The organism is Synechococcus sp. CCY 9618, from assembly GCF_019038415.1.
GTDB lineage: Bacteria > Cyanobacteriota > Cyanobacteriia > PCC-6307 > Cyanobiaceae > Cyanobium.
This window is the reverse complement of the sequence record NZ_JAFKRG010000048.1, coordinates 1-17,937: the sequence shown is the minus strand read 5'-3', so window position 1 is coordinate 17,937 and position 17,937 is coordinate 1. Positions and strand designations below refer to the sequence as shown.

Below are 17,937 nucleotides of genomic sequence, written 5' to 3'. Positions count from 1 at the left end.
GCTCCCGCCTCTACCGCCTGCGCTTCGACGACATCGGCCAGCCGCAACTGGGGGGCACCATCACCGCCCTGCTCGATGGCACCGAAACGGGAAACATGTTCGACAACATGACCATCGCCGGCGGCCAGGTGATCCTCCAGGAGGACGTCGGCAACCAGGCCCACCTCGGCAAGATCTGGCGCTACGACATCGCCACAGGCAGCCTCACCGAACTGGGCTCCCACGACCGCCAGCGCTTCGGTGATGTGGGGGTTCCTCCGGTCGCGCCCTTCAACCAGGACGAGGAGAGTTCCGGGGTGATCGACATGTCGGAGATCCTCGGCGCCGGCACCTTCCTGCTCAACGTGCAGGCCCACTACGCCATCCCCGGTGAGCTTGCCGAAGGCGGCCAGCTGCTGCTGATGCGCACCAACGCCGCCAGCGGCCAGCCCCTGGTCACGACCGTCACCGCCAGCGATCCGGAGAACGATCCCCTCAGCTTCGCCATCTCAGGCGGCGAGGACGCCGACGCCTTCACGATCGATGCCAGCAGCGGCGAACTGCGCTTCAAGGTGGCCCCGGATGCGGACAATCCCTCCGATACCGACGCCAACAACATCTACTTGGTGGACGTGAGCGTCAGCGACGGCCGTTCGGCGCCCGTGAGCCAGTCGATCACGGTGACCGTGAACCCGGTGAACGAGAGCCCGCAGAACACCACACCGGTCGCTGTGAACGTGGCGGAGAACACCACCTTCGTGACCACGGCGAGTGGCGGCACCTGGGTGGGCGATGAGGCGACGTACCGCCAGGCTGCGGTGGCCAACGCCCTCTGGACGGGCAGCACCCCTGACCAGACCCGTGGCCACGCTCACGGCCAACCTCAGCCTCGGCAGTTCCCTCCGCTTCAGCGACGACGTGCTGCTGCCCTTCATTCAGGTGGCCAACACCAACCAGGTGTACGTGGCAGGGGCCTCCCGCAATGCGGACAACTTCGGCCACATCCAGTTGCTCGGCAGCAACACCTTCGGCTTCGAGGATCTCCCCGGCGGCGGCGATGCCGACTTCGATGACCTCATCTTGAGGGTCAACAGCCCCTGAGTCACCGGCGTCGACCGCCCGGCAAAAAAATTCCGGTGGGAGCCCAAGGGTGGCCCCACCGGAACGGGATTCCAGGAGAACCTCAACCCTAGAAGTTTCCTGATTTCGGGGCTGTCAACCGAACACCAGCACCGGTAGTGGCGGCCACACCCGGCTCAGAGCGGCGCCCCACTGCGCCGCTGGGGAACGGCAGTGGTGCCATCGGGATCCAGCACCCCTCCAGCCAGCACCTCGGCCACCAGCAGCCAGTGGTCACCGCAGGCCACCCGCTGGCTCACCCTGGCCTCCAGCCAGGCGAGGGCCTCGCCCAGCAGCGGCTGACCGGACGGGCTCGCCAGCAGATCCAGATCGGCCAGCCGGCCCGGAGCCGGAGGCAGGGGCTTCAGGAAGGGTTTGAGCAGCCGGCCCTCCCGGCCATGCGCCAGCACATTGAGGGCGAAGAGTTCGCCCACCTCCAGCAGGTCGGCCAGGGGCAGCTGCCGATCCACCGAAAGGCTGATGGCCGGAGGAGTGAAACCGGCCTGGCTCACCCAGCTGGCCGCCATGGCGCCCTCGATCGCCACCTCCCCCGCGCCACGCCGCAGGCTGAGCACGCAGAGACAACCCACCACTCGGCCCAGGGCCCGCAGGGCCGGCAGGCTGCGGCTTTCCTGCAGGCCCCCGCCGCTGGCCGAGCGCCGGGCCCCGCCCTGGGCGGCGAGCACCTGGCGGCCCAGGGCGGCGCCCTTTTCCTCCAGCTGGGCCAGCATGGCCGGGTCGGGGGAGAACTTCACCCGGATCGGCTCAAAGGCCTGGCGGAAGCCGCCGTCACGGAGTTTGCCGGCCAGCAGGTCGATCGCCTCGCCGCTCCAGCCGAAGCTGCCGAACACCCCCACCGGCCGGGTGCGGTCGCCTTCGGCCAGCACCGTGCCCAGGGCCGAGACGATCGGGGTGGGCGCATGACCTCCCAGGGTGGGGGAGCCGATCAGCAGGCCGCCGCAGCAGCGGATCGCCGCCACCAGTTGCTCGCTGCCGGCGAATTCGCAGTTGAGGCTCTCCACCCGCACGCCACTGCCGGTGAGGCCACGGGCGAGGGCATCGGCGATGGCGGCGGTGTTGCCGTAGGCGCTGGCGTAGAGCAGGCCACCGCCGCTGTGGCCTGCTCCTGGCGGCTGCCCCAGCGGCGGTAGTCGGCCACCAGGCTCCGCCAGCTCTGATCGACGGCCGGGCCGTGACCCGGGGCGATCGTGCGGATCGGCAGGGCCTCGATCCGATCGAGCACCATCGCCACCTGCCGGGCCATGGGAGCCATCAGGCAGTCGTGGAAGTGGCGACGGTCCGCCTCGGTCTCGCAGCCGGTGGCTTCGGCGAAGCCTTCGCTGCAGAGGTGGGCGGAGAAGAACTTGCTGCTCATCAGCAGTCCGTTGGTCTCCTCGAAAGCGATCAGTCCGCCCGGCCAGCGGGGGGTGGGGGCGGGGATCAGGCGCAGCCGCAGGCCATGGGCCAGCTCACGGCCGTGCTCCCCCCGGATCACCTCGATCGGCGGCAGGGACGGCAGCGGTGCATCGGCCGCCCCGCCACCGGGAGAAGGGGACCGGTGGTCCCAGAGGTCGCGCACCACCCTGGCGCCGGCATTGGAAGCGATCAGCCGCAGGCCTGGCCAGTGGCTGGCCAGGCGATGCAGCAGCAACACCCGGTTGGGATTCACCACCCCCACCACAACGGTCAGGGGGGCTGCCGGATCCACCAGCGCAGCGAGCCCCTCTATGTAGGGAGTTGCGAAGGTGGCGCCGGGGGGATGCACCAGCAGCGGTGCCACGGACTCCCCAGCAGGGGTGGTGCCCCCTTCGAACAGAAAGCTGTTGGCACAGGTGCCCCGCTCCAGTCCGTACTCGACCTCGAAGCGCAGCCGCCGCGGACTCAGGCCGCGCAGGCAGGTGAGGCCTGGTTCGAGGGGCAGGGCAACGATCCGGCGGCCGTCGCTGAGGGGCGGTTCATGGGGTCTGAGGGTGGGCGTGAGGGTCATGGCAGGAGCCGCGTCAGTAGTGGTTGCCGAATTTGCGGTGATGCACGGCCGTGGCGGCCTCGGTGTCGGAGACGCTGCCCTCCTCCACCTCGGCCACGACGATCCAGTGGTCGGCGGTCTCGAGGCGCTGGCTCACCCGGCAGCCCAGGTAGGCCAGGGCGTCTCCCAGCACCGGACCACCGGCGGCCACCCCCTCCAGCACGGCGATGCCGGCGAAGCGGTCGGCCCCGGGCGGAAAGCGACGCAGGAAATGGCGCAGCAGGCTCTGGTGGTTGTCCTGGCGCAGCACGTTGAGCACGAAGCGGTCGCCCACCTGCAGCAGGGCTTCGATGGCCCGCTCCCGGGCCACGGCGACCGTGAGCGCCGGGGGCTCGTAGCTGGCCTGGCTCACCCAGCTGGCCACCATGGCGCCGCTGCGCTCCTGCTGGGCGGCGGTGACCACGTAGAGGCCACCGCTGAGCCGGCCGAGGGCCCGGTCCAGATCACCATCAAGAGCTTTCATCGCGGCGATGGTGCGCTCCCGCGTCAGCAGCAGACCCAGATCGGTGCCGGCTTCCTCGCACCGCTGGACGTCAGCCGCGTCCGGCACCTGGGCCAGCCGCAGGGGAGCGAACCCCTCGCTCTGGCCGAGGGAACGCAGCCGGCTGGCGAGGCCGTAGAGGGGTTCATCCTGCCGGCCCAGGGCGTCGTAACACCCCACCCACTGGGCCGGCCGCAGGGCCGCCAGCAGGGTGCCGATCGCCGCCTGCAGGTCGGGCTCGGGATCCACCGGCCAGGTGGGTACCACCACGGCCGCCGCTTCGCCGATCAGGGCCGCCAGCTCCTGGGCATCGGTGGAGCGCAGATCCACCATCTGCACCTGGGCGCCGGCTTTGCCAATGCCGCGGGCGATGGCCTGGCTGACCCGGTCGCAGAAACCGTACTGGCTCAGGTAACAGACCGCCGCGTAGGTCTCGCTGCCGCTGCGGGCCTGGCTCCAGTCGCGGTAGTCCCCAAGCCAATGGTCGATGTGGTGGCGCAGCAGGGGGCCATGGCCGGTGGCCACGGTGGTGATGGGCGGCAGGGCCTCGATCCGCTTCAGCGCCTGCAGAACGCTGCGGGCGTTCGGCCCCATCAGGCAGTCGTAGTAGAAGCGGAAATCGGGGGCGATGGCGCCGGGGTCGGCATCGAACACCTCTTCTGAGCAGTAATGCAGACCGAAGGCGTCACAGGTGAACAGGGTGCCGGTGCCGTGATCGAAACTGAAGATCGTGTCCGGCCAGTGCAGGTTCGGCGCACTGAGACATTCCAGTTCATGGGCCATGCCGGAATCGGGGTTGCGGCCGAGGTCGAGCCGGTCGCCGCTCTTCACCACCCGGCGGCGGAAGGGGCGATGCAGCTGGTGCTCCAGGAACTGGATCGCCACCTTCGAGCCGACGATCTCGATCTCCGGATGGAGCTCCAGGACATCAGCGATCAGGCCGGAATGGTCAGGTTCGGTATGGGAAACGATCAGATGATCAATGCGGCGCGGATCGATGCGGGACTGCAGCAGATCCAGCCAGGGCTGGCGGAACTTCGCGTGACTGGTATCCACCAGAGCCCAGCGCTCACCGCCCACAAGGAAGGCGTTGTAGGTGGTGCCATTGCGCAGGCCGAACTCAATGTCGAAGCGGCTGCGGTCCCAGTCGAGGGAGCGCAGCACGGTGGTATCCGCAGCTACCTGCACCGATTGCAGAGAAAGCCTGTCCTGCTGGGGTTTTGAAGCAGGGTCGAAGGATGGGGAGGACTGCTTATCCGCCTGTTTCAGCAGGCTGTCGAACTGCAAAGATCCGGGTTGTGCGGTTGCAGACATCGGATCGAAACTCCCATGGTGGGGTGGTCATGATCGACGCTAAGGAATGGTGCGGATCGCTGGGCCATGACGTCGATAGGCGTTGATGATCAGGGTCATAACGTTCCCGAAGATCCGGCTAACGGAATAGGCCGAGAAATCGGGCTCAGGGATGGACCTCAGGGATTGCATCGGGTGCAATCGCCGGGATCGGCCCAGCGCCTGCCGTCCGCACGGGGGGCCTCCAGGCGGTGCCCGCAGGCCACACACCCCCGGACCTCGACCCGATGGCCCTCGGTGGGTCCCCCGCACCAGCCGCAGGGCAGACCGGCCAGGCGGTCCATCAGCCCCCAGCCCGGGGCCCCGCAGGCCGGGCAGGGACTGGCGATGCGCCGCACGAGCCGGAAGGCCAGGGTCCGGATCGCCCGCAGACGGGTGGGATTGCAGTGGGCCCGCATGTCCGTCTCCAGCCGCACCAGTCCCGCCGGGGAGGCCTCGGCGCAAGACCGCAGCGCCAGAGCCAGCTGGCCGGGGTCCCGGATCCCCTTGATCAGGGGGTCGGATCCGGGAGTGCCGATCCCATCCGTCCGATGGGGGCGAGCGATCAGGGCATGGGAGGGGAAGCCCACCTGCCCCAGCCAGGCGCCGATGTCGTCCGCCGGCGCCACCAGCCGCTGATCGAAGTTGGTGCGCGGGGCAATCAGACGCTCCTCGATCACCAGGTCCGCCCGACGGTCGATGAAGGTGAGCCATTCCACCCCCGCCGCCAGCCAGGGGAAGGCGGGGTGGGGACCGAAGCTGCCCTCGCTGGCCAGACCCAGATCCAGGCCGGTGTGCGCCAAGCCGGCTTCCGCCTTGCGCCGGCAGGTTTCCCTGGCATGGGAGGGGCGGGGTCGCTCACCGCTGAACGTGCCGAACCGATCCGTCTCACAGCCGGTGGCCACCACCACGGTGAGGTTCAGGGCGCGGCGGAACGGACGGGCCAGGACCCGCTCCTTGCCGTGGCAGGTGGCCAGGGCCACGCACCGGCCCGCATAGGGAGCCAGACCATCGAAGCCGGGAGGACCGATCACGGCGGTGGAAAGCACAAGCAGCATGGGGCCAATCCAATCACCGTGGCTTATCACCTGGATTGGTAATCCTGCGATCGGCTATCACCCAATGGCCGGAATTGGTCATTAATGTTCCCGGACTCCAACACGAGCCTCCTGCATGGGGGTTCGGGCCTGCCCAACGGTCTTTCCTTCCCTTCCATTCTTCCCCACCCCTACCCCTTTCCGAAGGAATCTCCCTCCATGCCCTCCCTGCCAGCTCAGCGGCGGCGTCGCGCCACCAGGACAACCCCCCGTGACGGCCAGCGGGACGGACGAAGTTGATGACCATCGAGCTTTCGGCTCACTTCCACTCCATCACTTTCACTCCAACCCTTCCTCCGTGCCATGTCCCTCACCATGCCCGCCCGACCGCTGCGCCTGAACCTGCGCGCCGATGATCACCTGCCGGCCGACACGAGCTGGCGCATCGACGATGGCTACATCCGTGCCAACACCTGGAACGAGGAAGGGGAATCCATCACCCTCGGCATCTGGGGACCGGGCGAGCTGGTCACCCCCACCGGATCTGGGGTGACGCCGTACGAGCTCATCTCCCTGACCCGGGTGGTGGTCGAGGAATGGAAGCCCAGCGACGCTGAGATCCTGGACTTCCTTCGTGACCAGATCACCCAGACGGCCCATCTCCTGCAGATCCACCGGGTCAGGCCCGCCGATGCGCGACTGCTGCGCCTGCTCCACTGGATCGGTGGGCGCTTCGGGCGGATCAGCAGCAGCGGCACCACCCTCTCCCTGGAGGACATGAACCTGACCCATCGCCACCTGGCCGACATCGCCGGCATGACCAGGGTGACCGTGACCAAGTCCCTCACGCGTTTCCGCAGCAAGGGCCTGGTCGTCAAGGTCAGCGAGGCCGATCTGCTGGTACCTCGCAGCGCCTGCCTGAGCTCCCTGCACACCCATCAGTCTTCCCTCCCCATCTCTTCCCTGCCCTTCCCGAGAACCCTCCGCCATGAACCACCCGCCCACCAGAACGCCGGCTTCCGCAACCCATGACGCCATTCCCTGGTATCAGCAGTTCCGCCGCAGCCAGATCGTCCAGTTCCTCGAGGCGGTTCAGGACCTGATCGCCATTTCCCTCTGCCTGGGCCTGTTCGGGGTGATGGTGCTCCAGCTGAAACGCACCTTCACCACCCTGATTTCCACCTCAGCGTTCCACGAAGTCACGGCCGACATCCTCTTCATCCTGATCCTGGTGGAACTGTTCCGCCTGCTGATCATCTATCTACAGGAACAGCGGGTGTCGATCGGTGTGGCGGTGGAGATCGCCATCGTGTCGGTGCTGCGGGAGGTGATCGTGCGAGGGGTGCTGGAAACCGACTGGCAGCAGATCCTGGCGGTATGCCTGTTCCTGATGACCATGGCCCTGCTGATGGTGGTGCGGGTCTGGCTGCCCCCCACCTTTGCGGGTGTGGATCCGGAAGGCCAGGTCTCGGCGCGGATGCGCCAGTCCCATGAACAGCCTGCTCACCAGAGTCCTGGCCATCCGAGGCTGGAACAGGAAGACCTGTCGGCACGTGCCATCGAGGAAAGGGTCATCGACGAAAGGGTCATTCCAGCCAGGAAGTAGCTTGAAATACAGGGTATTTCCAGATACCTTGGCATCGCTTTTCTCAAGGCAAGGAGCCGATAAAGCGCTTGCTTAACCAGTCAGTCTCAGCTGACATAAGATAGCTTTATCTCCAGGATCGGGAAGGCTGCTTGGAGTCAGTGTCCAGAATTCCACTCCAGCCAGTACTGTTGCCGGACCCCAAAACAGGGGCCCAGAAACCACCCTTGATCGCTCCCACCTGAACCCTTCATTGCCTCGATAGTCTCGCTTAAAAGAGACATTCCACAGATCAGACTTAACGCACGGGACTGTTGATTCAACAGCCCCTTATTTTCTGCCTGCCAACCCTTTCTTTCTCCCCCAGTCGACCTTGAACACCATGACCAATCGCCGTCGTTTCATCACCTTGCTCGGCGGAGCCTTCGGTAGTTCTGTTCTGCTCTCCGGCTGCTTCGGCAATCCGCCAGGCGCCACTGATTCCAGCGCCACCCCCCAGGCCGCCAGCCCCGCCGCCGGCAACCTGGAAACCACCACCATCAAGCTCGGTTACATCCCCATCCTCGAAGCCGCTCCCCTGGTGGTGGGAGTGGAGAAGGGCTTCTTCGCCAAGCATGGCCTGAAGGTCGAACTGGCCAAGCAGGCCAGCTGGCCCGCCGCCCGAGACAACGTCGTGCTCGGATCCTCCGGCGGTGGCATCGACGGCGGCCAGTGGCAGTTGCCGATGCCACACATGATCACTGAGGGCGTCATCACCGACGGCAAGAAGGTGCCCATGTACGTCCTGGCGCAGCTGATCAGCCAGGCCAACGGCATCGCCGTCTCCAACAGCCTCAAGAACGACAACCTCGGCGTGGATCTCTCCTCCAAGGTGGATGTCTTCAAGCGCTTCCCCCAGAAGGAGGGACGCAAGTTCCGGGCGGCCCACACCTATCCCAACGCCAACCAGGACATGTGGATCCGCTACTGGCTGGCGGCCGGTGGCATCGACCCCGACAAGGACATCGAGCTGCTCACGGTGCCCTCCACCGAGACGCTGCAGGGCATGCGCAACGGCACCATGGAGGCCTTCAGCACCGGCGATCCCTGGCCCTTCCGCATCGTCCGCGACGACATCGGTTACACCGCAGCACTCACGGCCCAGATCTGGCCCGATCACCCCGAGGAATTCCTGGCTGTCCGGGCCGACTGGGTGGATAAAAATCCCAAGGCCGCCGTGGCCCTGGTCAAGGGACTGATCGAAGCCCAGCAATGGGCCGATAAGCAGGAGAACCGCGGCGAAGTGGCCAAACTGATCAGTTCACGGGCTTACTTCAACACGCCGGTGGATGTGCTCGAACCCGCCCTCAAGGGTCAGTACCTGCTGGGGGCCGACAAGAAGCCTGAGAACGATCCCAAGAAGGGCCCGATCTACTGGATGAGTGATCGTGGCGTGATCTCCTATCCCTACAAGAGCCTGAGTCTCTGGTTCCTGGTGGAATCCCTGCGCTGGAACATGCACCCGGGCAAGCTCACCTCCATCAACCAGGCCAGAGCCATCGTCAACAAGGTGAACCGGGAAGACATCTGGCGCCAGGCCGCCACCGAACTGGGCCTGCCCGCCAAGGACATCCCCACCACCTCCTCCCGGGGCAAGGAGACCTTCTTCGACGGGATCATCTACGACCCCGAGAACCCACAGGCCTATCTGAACAGCCTGAAGATCAAGCGCTGATTCTTCTCCACAGGGGCCGATGTTGCATCGGCCCCACATCTCCCCGATCTGGCCCCGGCCCCAAGGCCCTGGGCCAGGTCCCCAACGGATTCCCCCACTCTTTTCCAGGACGACGTCCATGACGATCACTGCCTCCACTCCTTCCAGTTCAGGACCCCTGCTCTGGTGGAAGCACCACCGCAAGCTGATCCTGCCTCCCCTGCTGGGCATCTTCGGTTTCCTGCTGGCCTGGCAACTGAGCGCCAGCCTCGGCCTCACCCGCCTGCCCGGCCCCCTCAGCCTGTTCACCGAGACCCGCACCCGCGAGCTGCTCCTGTATCCCTTCTACGACAGGGGCGGGCTCGACAAAGGTCTCTTCTGGCAGACCCTGGCAAGCCTGGGCCGGGTGGCCCAGGGCTATGTGCTCGCCGCGGTGGTGGGGATCGGCGCCGGCATCGCCGTGGGGCTCAACAAGACCCTCAACCGGGCCTTTGACCCCCTGTTTCAGTTCCTGCGCATGGTGGCGCCCCTGGCCTGGGTGCCGATCGCCCTGGTGATCTTCCAGAAGAACCAGCCCGCTGCGATCTTCGTGATCTTCATCACCGCTGTCTGGCCGATTCTGATCAACACCGCTGAAGGGGTGCGTCAGATCCCTCAGGACTATCACAACGTGGCCCTGGTGCTGCAGATGTCGAAAAAGACCTTCTTCCTGAAGGTTCTGATTCCCTCTGCTCTGCCCTACATCTTCACCGGCCTGCGGATCTCCATCGGTCTGGCCTGGTTGGCGATCATCGCCGCCGAAATCGTGATGAGCGGCATCGTGGGCATCGGTTTCTTCATCTGGGATGCCTACCAGCAGAACTATGTCAGCGACATCGTGCTGGCAGTGGTCTGGATCGGAGGCGTGGGCCTGCTGCTGGATCGCCTGATGGCCTGGCTGCAGTCGCGCATTTCCCCCGGTCAGTGAGCCGGGTCACCCCGATGCTGCATCCCTCCCTCCGGGCCCTCGGCGCCCTGCAGGCTCCCCTCGACGCCTGGATGAACGACCGGCGCAACGTGATCCGTTTCCTGCTGGTCCGCTTCTCGCTGATGACCGTGATGGTGCTGGCCTTCGGCTTCTTCTATCTCTCACGCAAGTGATTTCACCTCGCCCAACAGTGATCTGCCATGACCGCACTCGTTGAAGTCCAGAACATCGAAAAGGACTTCCCCCTCACCGGTGGGGGCCACTATCTGGCCCTCAAGGGGATCGACCTAGAGATCCGCAAGGGGGAATTCATCTCCCTGATCGGCCACTCCGGATGCGGCAAGTCCACCCTGCTCAACATGATCGCCGGGCTTGATCTGCCCACCGGCGGCACCGTGCTGCTGGAAGGGGAGACGGTCAAGCGCCCCGGGCCCGACAAGATGGTCGTGTTCCAGAACTATTCCCTGCTGCCCTGGCTCACGGTGCGCCAAAACATCGCCCTTGCGGTGGATGAGGTGATGCCCGATCTGGGCCGCTCTGAGAAGGACGCCGTGATCGATGAGCACCTGGAGATGGTGGGGCTGGGCCAGGCCGGCACCAAGCTGCCTGCCCAGCTCTCCGGGGGCATGCGCCAGCGGGTGGCCATCGCCCGGGCCCTGGCGATCAAGCCGAAGCTGCTGCTGCTGGATGAACCCTTCGGCGCCCTCGATGCCCTCACCCGGGGCAATCTGCAGGAAAAGCTGATGCAGATCTGCAATGAGCACGCGCTCACCGCGGTGATGGTCACCCACGACGTGGACGAGGCGGTGCTGCTCTCCGACCGCATCGTCATGCTCACCAACGGACCGGGCTCAAAGATCGGCGGCATCCTTGAGGTGGACATCCCCCGGCCCCGCCAGCGCCTCACGGTGGTGCACCACCCGAGCTACTACAGCCTGCGCTCGGAGATCATCTACTTCCTCAACCGCCAGAAGCGGGTCAAGCAGTGGCAGGCCCGGCCCCACAAGGTGCTGGCCCGCCACGGCCTGGAGAAGGTGAACCTGGATCTGGGCTTCATCCCCCTGGCCGCCTGCGCGCCCCTGGCGGTGGCCGAAGCCAAGGGCTTCTTCGCCAAGCACGGCCTCGACGACGTGCAGCTGGTGCGCGAGACCAGCTGGCGGGGGGTGCTCGACGGCCTGGTGGACCGCACCCTCGACGCGGCGATGATGCCCTCGGGCATGCCCACCTGGATGACGGCCGGCGGCCACGGCGGCGAACCGCTGCCGATCGTCACCGCCCTCACCATCAGCCGCAACGGCAACGAGGTGACCCTGGCCCGCCGGCTGGCGGAACAGGGAGTGACCACGGTCGAGGACTACCGCGCCTGGCTGGGCAGCCACGAGCGGGAGCCGCACCGGATCGGCATCGTCCATCCCGCCTCGATGCACAACCTGCTGCTGCGCTACTGGCTGGCGGCCAACGGCATCGATCCCGACCGGGACGTGCACCTGCAGACCCTGCCGCCGGCCCAGATGCTGGCCGACCTCAAGGACGGATCCATCGACGGCTACTGCATCGGCGAACCCTGGAACTTCCGGGCCGCCCGCTCCGGCCACGGCGTGCCGATCGTGGGGGACCTGGAGATCTGGTCGGGCCACCCCGGCAAGGTGCTCGGCGCCCGCGAGGACTGGGCCCAGGCCTACCCCAACACCCACATCGCCCTCACCAAGGCCCTGCTCGAGGCCTGCCGCTACTGCGCCGATCCGGCCCACTGGCCTGAGATGGGCGAACTGCTCAGCGACCGCCGCTACCTGGGCATCAACGCCGACCTGATCCGCTTCAGCGGCCAGCCCGGCGAATCGGGCGCCTTCGCCCCCCACGGCGAACCCCACCATCTGTTCTTCGGCGCGGGGTTGAACCGCCCCAGCCGCAGCGAACACCTCTGGATCCTCACCCAGCTGGCCCGCTGGGCCGAGATCCCCTTCCCCCGCAACTACGTGGAGATCCTGGAGAGGGTCTGCAGCGTGGGGGTGTTCAGCACCGCCGCCCGGGAACTGGGCCTGGAGGACGTGAGCTACCAGCGCCAGGGGATCGAGCTGTTCGACGGCCGTCCCTTCAACCCCGAGGACCCGATCGCTTACCTCAACGACGTCTCGGTTCACCGCGATTTCAGCATCGCCGAAATCCCCATCGGCCAGCCCCGCGCCATGGCCGTCTGAACCAGCACCGGCCGAGCCAGCACCGACCCAGTCACCGCCTGCCGAGCCGTCGCCTGCTCCTCCCCCCCACTCGCATCCCCACCCCATGACCACCATCGCCCCAGCCACCCCGGCCCCACCCATCGACATCCCCTCCCCTCCCCAGCCCCTGCTGCGCTTTGAGGGGCTGGGCAAGGTGTACCCCACCCCCACCGGTCCCTATCCGGTGCTGGAGAACATCAACCTGCAGGTCGAGCAGGGGGAGTTCATCTGCGTCATCGGTCACTCCGGTTGCGGTAAATCCACCCTGCTGAACATGGTGTCCGGCTTCTCCAGGCCGACCTCCGGCCAGGTGCTGCTCAACGGCGTGCCGATCGAGAAGCCCGGCCCGGATCGCATGGTGGTCTTCCAGGGCTATGCCCTGCTGCCCTGGATGACGGCCTACGAAAACGTCCATCTGGCCATCGACGCGGTGAAGCCGAACCTTCCCGAACGGGAGAAACGGGAGATCGCCATGGAGCACCTGGCGATGGTGGGCCTGGACAAGGCCAGCGACAAGCGGATCACCCAGCTTTCCGGGGGCATGAAGCAGCGGGTGGCCATTGCCCGGGCCCTGGCCATCCGCCCGGAGGTGCTGATCCTCGATGAACCCTTCGGGGCCCTGGACGCCATCACCAAGGAGGAGCTGCAGGAGGAGCTGCTGCAGATCTGGAACACCCAGAAATGCACCGTGCTGATGATCACCCACGACATCGATGAGGCCCTGTTCCTCGCCGATCGGCTGGTGATGATGACCAATGGCCCGGCCGCCTCGATCGGCGAGGTGATGCCCATCGACTTTCCCCGGCCCCGCAACCGGGAGGACATCATGGAAGACCCGAAGTACTACGAACTGCGCAACACCGCCCTCGACTTCCTCTACAACCGCTTCGCCCACGACGATGTGGAGTGAGGTCTGAACGAGGGCCGGCCGGATCTGTCAGGATTCGGCCCTGTCCCGAGACCCCCATGCCTCAACAGGGCCCGGCGACGCCAGTCATCGCAGCGCTGTCGCTGGTGGCCCTGGCGGTCGCCGTCGCCGCTCCGGCCCGCGCGCTGGAGCAGATCGAGCTGCAGATTCCCCTGGTGGAGACCACGTTCACCATCCGGCTGGACGAACTCAGCGAGCCCCGGGGCCTGCTCACCGGCAGCAGTGATCTGGCAGAGCTGAACCGTGCCAGCGATGGGGCCGTCGGCCGCAGGATCGTCGGCCTGTTCAACGCTCCCCTGCCGCTGCAGACCCGGGCCGTGGTCAGTCAGTCGGCCGGATCCCCCCTGGCCCAGCAGGCCCTGTTGCTGCTCTCCTCCCTCGGTGGCGTCGACGGACTGCCGGTCGACCTTTCCGGCGAGCAGGTCTCCGCCGCCCTGGACCGGGCCGCCCGGGAAGGCCCCCTGACCATGCTGGGCGTGCTCAGGTCCCTGCCGGGCTGCACCGCCACGGTGGATCTGGAGAAAGGGCTGTTTCTGCTCAACCGGCTGAACAACCAGCTCAGGCCGGCCGATCGGCTGCTGGCGGAAATCCCCCCGGCCCATGCCAGCCAGGCCCTGAGCAGCCCCGGTCCCTCTCCGGTGGAGCGGGCCCCTTTCAGCCTGCCCGTGCCCTACAGGGCCGAGCCCCTGGGTCTGGTGGTGATCCGTCCGGAGCAGGGGGCGAGCGGCCGGCTGGTGATCATCTCCCATGGTCTCTGGGACGGGCCCGAGAGCTTCGAGGGTTGGGCCCGCCACCTTGCCAGCCATGGCTACGTGGTGTTGCTGCCGCGCCATCCGGGCAGTGACTCCGAGCAGCAACAGGCGATGCTCTCCGGAACGGTGCCCCCGCCCGGCCCTGCGGAACTGCGTCTGAGGCCCCTCGACGTGTCGGCCCTGATCGATGCGACGGCAGCCGGCCGGCTTCCCCTTCCCCCTGGCCTGCACACCGACAGTGTCGTCGTTCTGGGCCAGTCCTGGGGGGCTGCCACCGCCCTGCAGCTGGCGGGCGCCAAACCCAGCTCCCGCCAGCTGCAGCGGCGTTGTCAGGATCTTCAGGACCCTGACAGGAACCTCAGCTGGGTCCTGCAGTGCAGCTTCCTGTCCTCCGCCGACCAGGCGGGCCTGGCCGATCCACGGGTGAAGGCTGTGGTGGCGGTGAGCCCCCCCATGGCCCTGCTCTTCGATGCGGAATCCGGCAGCTCCATGCAGGCTCGGGCCCTGGTGGTGAGTGGCAGCCGCGACTGGGTGGTGCCCCCGATCCCCGAGGCGATCAAGCCGATGGCCCGCCACCAGCGACGCAGCGGGGATGGACACCGGCTGGTGCTGGTGCGGGGGGGCGACCACTTCAACCTCGGCTCCCCTTATGACGCGGGAGGAGGACCGCTGCGCGGGTTGCTGCTGGGGTGGGTGAACGGGGCCTTCGCCGCCGGCCCGGCCGTGGCGCCGGGTCCCGGGGCCCCCGCCCTGCTGCCCCCGGACGGCTGGGGAGATGACACCCTGCCCATGAGCGATGTCTCCGACCGGCTCCAGAGTTGGGAACCCTGAATCCGCCCCCCACCGACCCGATGCCCCGTCCAACCTTCGACGGCACCCCCAGCCCGCGGTGGCCGGGACTGATGATTGCGGCGGCGCTGGCCCTGGGGGGGGCGCCGGGGGAGGCCGCCGAGCAGGTGGTCTTCGTCAGCGGAGCCTTTCGACGCTCGATCCCCGTCGCCGATCTGGAACGGCTGGCCAGCACGGGGGTGGCCGTGGGACTGCTCGGCGATGCCCTGCGCATCGGCGGCCAGAACCCTGAGGAGATCGGCAAGCTGCTCAGCCGCAAGGTGCCCCTGCCGCTGGTGCTGACCACCCGTCTGATGAGCACCCGCTTCGGGGAGTCCGCCCTGGAGCGGCTCTCCACCATCCTTTATCCCCTCAAGGCACCGGCTGTCGGCGTGGTGGCCCTGCGTTCCGCCACCATCCTGGGGATCCGGTCCGGCGAGGGAACCCTCTCGGCGGTGGGGTTCCTGCGCGCCTACCCCAACGACGATCTGGCCATCAGCCTGCCGGCGCTGCAGTCGGCCCTCGAGGGACTCAGCGGTATGGGAAACGTGGTGAATTCCTTTCTGGAATCCGATCTGGGCTCCAACCTCGAGCGTGTGCAGAAGCCCGGGGAGCCGGAGGCGCCCTGAGCGACGCCGCCGCGCCGGCTGAATCGGGCTGATTACCATCCCGAAACGTTCCATCGGCGTCGAGGCCATGCAGGACGAACCCTTCACCGCCCCAGCGACCCGTGGGATCAGGCGCCGGGATCTGCTGCTCGGCAGTCTCGGTGCGGGATTCGCCCTGGCCGTGCGACCGATCAGCGCTTCCACCATCACCACCGGAACGACCGGCCTGACGGCTGGAACCGTGCGGATCCCGGTGGGCGACAGCTCGATCCCCGCCTACCGGGCCCGACCCAGCGCTGCCGGGCCCTTTCCGGTGGTGCTGGTGGCGTCCGAGATCTTCGGCGTCCATGCCCACATCCGGGACATCTGCCGACGCCTGGCCCAAGCCGGCTATCTGGCCATCGCCCCCAGCCTGTTCGAGCGCCAGGGAGACGTGAGTCGGCTGGCATCGATCGAGGCCATCCTGCCGGTGGTGGCAAGGGTTCCCGATGGCCAGGTGATGGACGACCTGGATGCCACGGTCTCCTGGGCGTCCCGCCAGGGCGGAGGGGACGCGGGCAGACTCGGGATCACCGGCTTCTGCTGGGGGGGCCGGATCACCTGGCTGTACGCCGCCCACAATCCGGCCCTGAAGGCAGGGGTGGCCTGGTACGGACGCCTGGAGGGCAACCGGCCCCCTCTCCAACCCAGCGCGCCCGTGGATCTGGTCCCCCGGCTCAAGGCCCCGGTGCTGGGCCTGTACGGCGGCCGTGATGACGGCATTCCCCTGGCGACGGTGACGCGGATGCAGGAGGCCCTTCAGGCCGCCGGGAGCCCCAGCCGGATCGTGATCTATCCAGAGGCTCCCCATGGGTTCAACGCTGATTACCGGCCCAGCTACAGGGCCGAGGCGGCGACTGACGGCTGGCGGCGGTTGCTGGCCTGGTTCCGTTCCCACGGGGTGGCCTGAGGAAGCCGGGCCTCAGGGGTCGAGGTCTTCGGAGCCGCTCCTGGGCAGGGCCAGCCTCTCAAGGATGGCCATCAGGGCCACCAGCCCGGACCCCTCCAGATGAAAGAGCTGCTCGTCAGCATCAACCGGACATCCTGCCGCTGCCAGCACCTGATGGACCGCGGTCATGACCGCTCTGGCCTCCTCCCGGGAGGGAAGGTCGATCTGCTTGAGCGTCTCCACCGGGGCACCGGACGCTCCGGTCGGTGACGGGGAAGCGACGGGAGCGTCACAGAGCTCAAGGCGGAATCCCCTGCGCCCGTCGCCCATCGGACGGGTACGAAGCTGCAGCGAACAACGGCAGGCCAGCAGGGAGCCGTCGATGGCCCGGCCCAAGGCCAGGGCCAGGCCGTCGTCGCCGCTGGCGTCGAGACCGAGAAGGCGGTGGAACGCAGCCTCCTTCTGGCGCTGTTCTTCAAGGGCAGCCTGTTGGAGCCTGTCGGTGGCCTCCGCATTCACATGCTCATGCCAGCGATGGGCCATGAAGACCGGAAGCCTGGCGGGGTCGTTCCCCTCGTAGGCACTCCGCAGGTTTCCGGGCAGTCCAGGGAGAGTGCCGTCGGTCGAGCGGACCATGAGCCAGGCCTGGAAAGGACTGGGGGCGTCCGGGAACGGGCCTGGGGCCGTCGGCTCGACGGCCGCAGGGGCGGAGATGGTGGCGTGCACGGGAAGGCGGACCGACAGAAGTGCTTTCAGCTTAGGTTCAGTTTGACTCAATGGCAGATTAAGTCTCTTCGGGTCCTGGCGCCTCCAGGCACCACAGGGCCAGGCCTCCGCCCCGCCCGCGGGCCGCCAGCCATCCAGGCGGTTCGACTGGCGCGGAAGCGGCAGGCCGGGCTGTCCCGATCAGAGCGAAGAAGGGCATCCGGCGGGGCGCAGGCGGGGAAAGGGACCGGTCGATCAGCACCCTGCCGGCCAGCCTCACCTGCACACGGTCGAAGCCGAACATCAGCAGCGGACGCCGACCCTGGAGCCGGCCCCGCCCCAGAAACCGCAGCTCCAGGCCACCGAAACACACGCTGTTGATCAGCACGAGTCCGCCCTCGCTCGCCTCGGGGAAGAGCTGCAGGCGGGCCGCCAGGCCTCGCAGCAGAGCCGCGCTCACCAGGGCCGGCCGTTGACGCCCCCTGGACCACACCTGTTCGAGACGCCAGGAGCCGATCAGATCGGCCCGTTCCAGTCCCGTGCCGTCCTGCCGGGCGCGGCGCTCGAGCGCCAGCAGCCTGCTGCCATCGGGAACCTGGTGGATGGATGGCCGGGTCATGGGGAAAGGCTAGAGAGGTCGGTGGGCCGACCACCCCTTCGCAACCACCAGCTGCTATTGAGAATCGCTTGCAAAAGGGGCGGTGGGGCGTTTAGGTTGAGAGCCATTCGCAATAAGGCCGCTCTTCGCCC

At 67.4% G+C, this 17,937-nt stretch carries 15 protein-coding genes and 1 pseudogene; 11 read left to right on the top strand and 5 right to left on the bottom strand.

Going from position 1 to position 17,937, the window contains the following annotated elements:
- Positions 1 to 771 precede the first annotated feature (771 nt).
- Positions 772 to 1,080, top strand: coding sequence for a DUF4114 domain-containing protein (locus tag KUG41_RS16155; RefSeq protein WP_371734132.1), 309 nt, complete (start codon positions 772 to 774; stop codon positions 1,078 to 1,080).
- A gap of 155 nt (positions 1,081 to 1,235) precedes the next feature.
- Here KUG41_RS16155 and KUG41_RS11975 read toward each other — a convergent pair.
- The 3 genes and pseudogenes from KUG41_RS11975 to KUG41_RS11965 form a co-directional block, all read right to left on the bottom strand.
- Positions 1,236 to 3,085 (bottom strand): annotated as a pseudogene (locus KUG41_RS11975) (diflavin flavoprotein).
- A 13-nt stretch (positions 3,086 to 3,098) separates the two neighbouring features.
- A complete protein-coding gene (locus KUG41_RS11970) occupies positions 3,099 to 4,769 on the bottom strand; it encodes a diflavin flavoprotein (protein ID WP_371734131.1) in 1,671 nt (556 codons plus the stop codon).
- 308 nt (positions 4,770 to 5,077) lie between these two features.
- Complete coding sequence (locus KUG41_RS11965; protein WP_216904383.1) at positions 5,078 to 5,995, bottom strand: DUF6671 family protein; 918 nt, start codon at positions 5,993 to 5,995, stop codon at positions 5,078 to 5,080.
- Positions 5,996 to 6,349: 354 nt separating this feature from the next.
- Between KUG41_RS11965 and KUG41_RS11960 the strand changes: the two genes are divergently transcribed.
- From KUG41_RS11960 to KUG41_RS11915, 10 genes are all read left to right on the top strand, one after another.
- A complete protein-coding gene (locus KUG41_RS11960; RefSeq protein ID WP_216904381.1) occupies positions 6,350 to 7,006 on the top strand; it encodes a Crp/Fnr family transcriptional regulator in 657 nt (218 codons plus the stop codon).
- Entirely contained in the window at positions 6,963 to 7,580 is a 618-nt protein-coding gene (locus KUG41_RS11955; RefSeq protein ID WP_216904379.1) for a phosphate-starvation-inducible PsiE family protein, read from the top strand. Before KUG41_RS11960 ends, KUG41_RS11955 begins: the two co-directional genes overlap by 44 nt.
- 361 nt (positions 7,581 to 7,941) lie before the next feature.
- A complete protein-coding gene (locus KUG41_RS11950; protein WP_216904377.1) occupies positions 7,942 to 9,273 on the top strand; it encodes a CmpA/NrtA family ABC transporter substrate-binding protein in 1,332 nt (443 codons plus the stop codon).
- A gap of 118 nt (positions 9,274 to 9,391) precedes the next feature.
- Positions 9,392 to 10,219 carry a nitrate ABC transporter permease gene (gene ntrB / locus KUG41_RS11945; protein WP_216904375.1) on the top strand — a complete coding sequence of 276 codons (828 nt, stop codon included), beginning with the start codon at positions 9,392 to 9,394 and terminating at the stop codon, positions 10,217 to 10,219.
- Between the two features lie 14 nt (positions 10,220 to 10,233).
- Complete coding sequence (locus KUG41_RS11940; protein ID WP_216904373.1) at positions 10,234 to 10,392, top strand: hypothetical protein; 159 nt, start codon at positions 10,234 to 10,236, stop codon at positions 10,390 to 10,392.
- A gap of 27 nt (positions 10,393 to 10,419) precedes the next feature.
- A complete protein-coding gene (locus KUG41_RS11935) occupies positions 10,420 to 12,417 on the top strand; it encodes a nitrate ABC transporter ATP-binding protein (protein ID WP_216904371.1) in 1,998 nt (665 codons plus the stop codon).
- 85 nt (positions 12,418 to 12,502) lie between these two features.
- Positions 12,503 to 13,348, top strand: coding sequence for an ABC transporter ATP-binding protein (locus tag KUG41_RS11930; protein WP_216904369.1), 846 nt, complete (start codon positions 12,503 to 12,505; stop codon positions 13,346 to 13,348).
- Between the two features lie 56 nt (positions 13,349 to 13,404).
- Positions 13,405 to 14,949, top strand: coding sequence for a dienelactone hydrolase (locus tag KUG41_RS11925; protein ID WP_216904368.1), 1,545 nt, complete (start codon positions 13,405 to 13,407; stop codon positions 14,947 to 14,949).
- 20 nt (positions 14,950 to 14,969) lie between these two features.
- Positions 14,970 to 15,575 (top strand): alpha/beta hydrolase, encoded by a 606-nt coding sequence (locus KUG41_RS11920; protein ID WP_216904367.1) that lies wholly within the window; start codon positions 14,970 to 14,972, stop codon positions 15,573 to 15,575.
- Between the two features lie 67 nt (positions 15,576 to 15,642).
- The gene (locus KUG41_RS11915) at positions 15,643 to 16,503 is read left to right on the top strand and encodes a dienelactone hydrolase family protein (RefSeq protein WP_216904366.1); all 861 of its coding nucleotides are present in this window, start codon (positions 15,643 to 15,645) and stop codon (positions 16,501 to 16,503) included.
- A 12-nt stretch (positions 16,504 to 16,515) separates the two neighbouring features.
- Here KUG41_RS11915 and KUG41_RS11910 read toward each other — a convergent pair whose 3' ends face one another.
- Together KUG41_RS11910 and KUG41_RS11905 are read right to left on the bottom strand one after the other, a co-directional pair.
- On the bottom strand, positions 16,516 to 17,208 hold the full coding sequence (locus KUG41_RS11910; RefSeq protein ID WP_216904365.1) for a hypothetical protein: 693 nt from the start codon (positions 17,206 to 17,208) through the stop codon (positions 16,516 to 16,518).
- 58 nt (positions 17,209 to 17,266) lie between these two features.
- Positions 17,267 to 17,806 (bottom strand): hypothetical protein, encoded by a 540-nt coding sequence (locus KUG41_RS11905; RefSeq protein ID WP_216904364.1) that lies wholly within the window; start codon positions 17,804 to 17,806, stop codon positions 17,267 to 17,269.
- Positions 17,807 to 17,937 lie beyond the last annotated feature (131 nt).

Bases quoted from the DNA above. Each gene is read 5' to 3' on its own strand.
- KUG41_RS11940 (WP_216904373.1), top strand. From the start codon at position 10,234: ATGCTGCATCCCTCCCTCCGGGCCCTCGGCGCCCTGCAGGCTCCCCTC.
- KUG41_RS11935 (WP_216904371.1), top strand. From the start codon at position 10,420: ATGACCGCACTCGTTGAAGTCCAGAACATCGAAAAGGACTTCCCCCTC.
- KUG41_RS11925 (WP_216904368.1), top strand. From the start codon at position 13,405: ATGCCTCAACAGGGCCCGGCGACGCCAGTCATCGCAGCGCTGTCGCTG.
- KUG41_RS16155 (WP_371734132.1), top strand. From the start codon at position 772: ATGAGGCGACGTACCGCCAGGCTGCGGTGGCCAACGCCCTCTGGACGG.
- KUG41_RS11905 (WP_216904364.1), bottom strand. From the start codon at position 17,806: ATGACCCGGCCATCCATCCACCAGGTTCCCGATGGCAGCAGGCTGCTG.
- KUG41_RS11955 (WP_216904379.1), top strand. From the start codon at position 6,963: ATGAACCACCCGCCCACCAGAACGCCGGCTTCCGCAACCCATGACGCC.
- KUG41_RS11915 (WP_216904366.1), top strand. From the start codon at position 15,643: ATGCAGGACGAACCCTTCACCGCCCCAGCGACCCGTGGGATCAGGCGC.
- KUG41_RS11950 (WP_216904377.1), top strand. From the start codon at position 7,942: ATGACCAATCGCCGTCGTTTCATCACCTTGCTCGGCGGAGCCTTCGGT.
- ntrB (WP_216904375.1), top strand. From the start codon at position 9,392: ATGACGATCACTGCCTCCACTCCTTCCAGTTCAGGACCCCTGCTCTGG.
- KUG41_RS11930 (WP_216904369.1), top strand. From the start codon at position 12,503: ATGACCACCATCGCCCCAGCCACCCCGGCCCCACCCATCGACATCCCC.
- KUG41_RS11920 (WP_216904367.1), top strand. From the start codon at position 14,970: ATGCCCCGTCCAACCTTCGACGGCACCCCCAGCCCGCGGTGGCCGGGA.
- KUG41_RS11965 (WP_216904383.1), bottom strand. From the start codon at position 5,995: ATGCTGCTTGTGCTTTCCACCGCCGTGATCGGTCCTCCCGGCTTCGAT.
- KUG41_RS11960 (WP_216904381.1), top strand. From the start codon at position 6,350: ATGCCCGCCCGACCGCTGCGCCTGAACCTGCGCGCCGATGATCACCTG.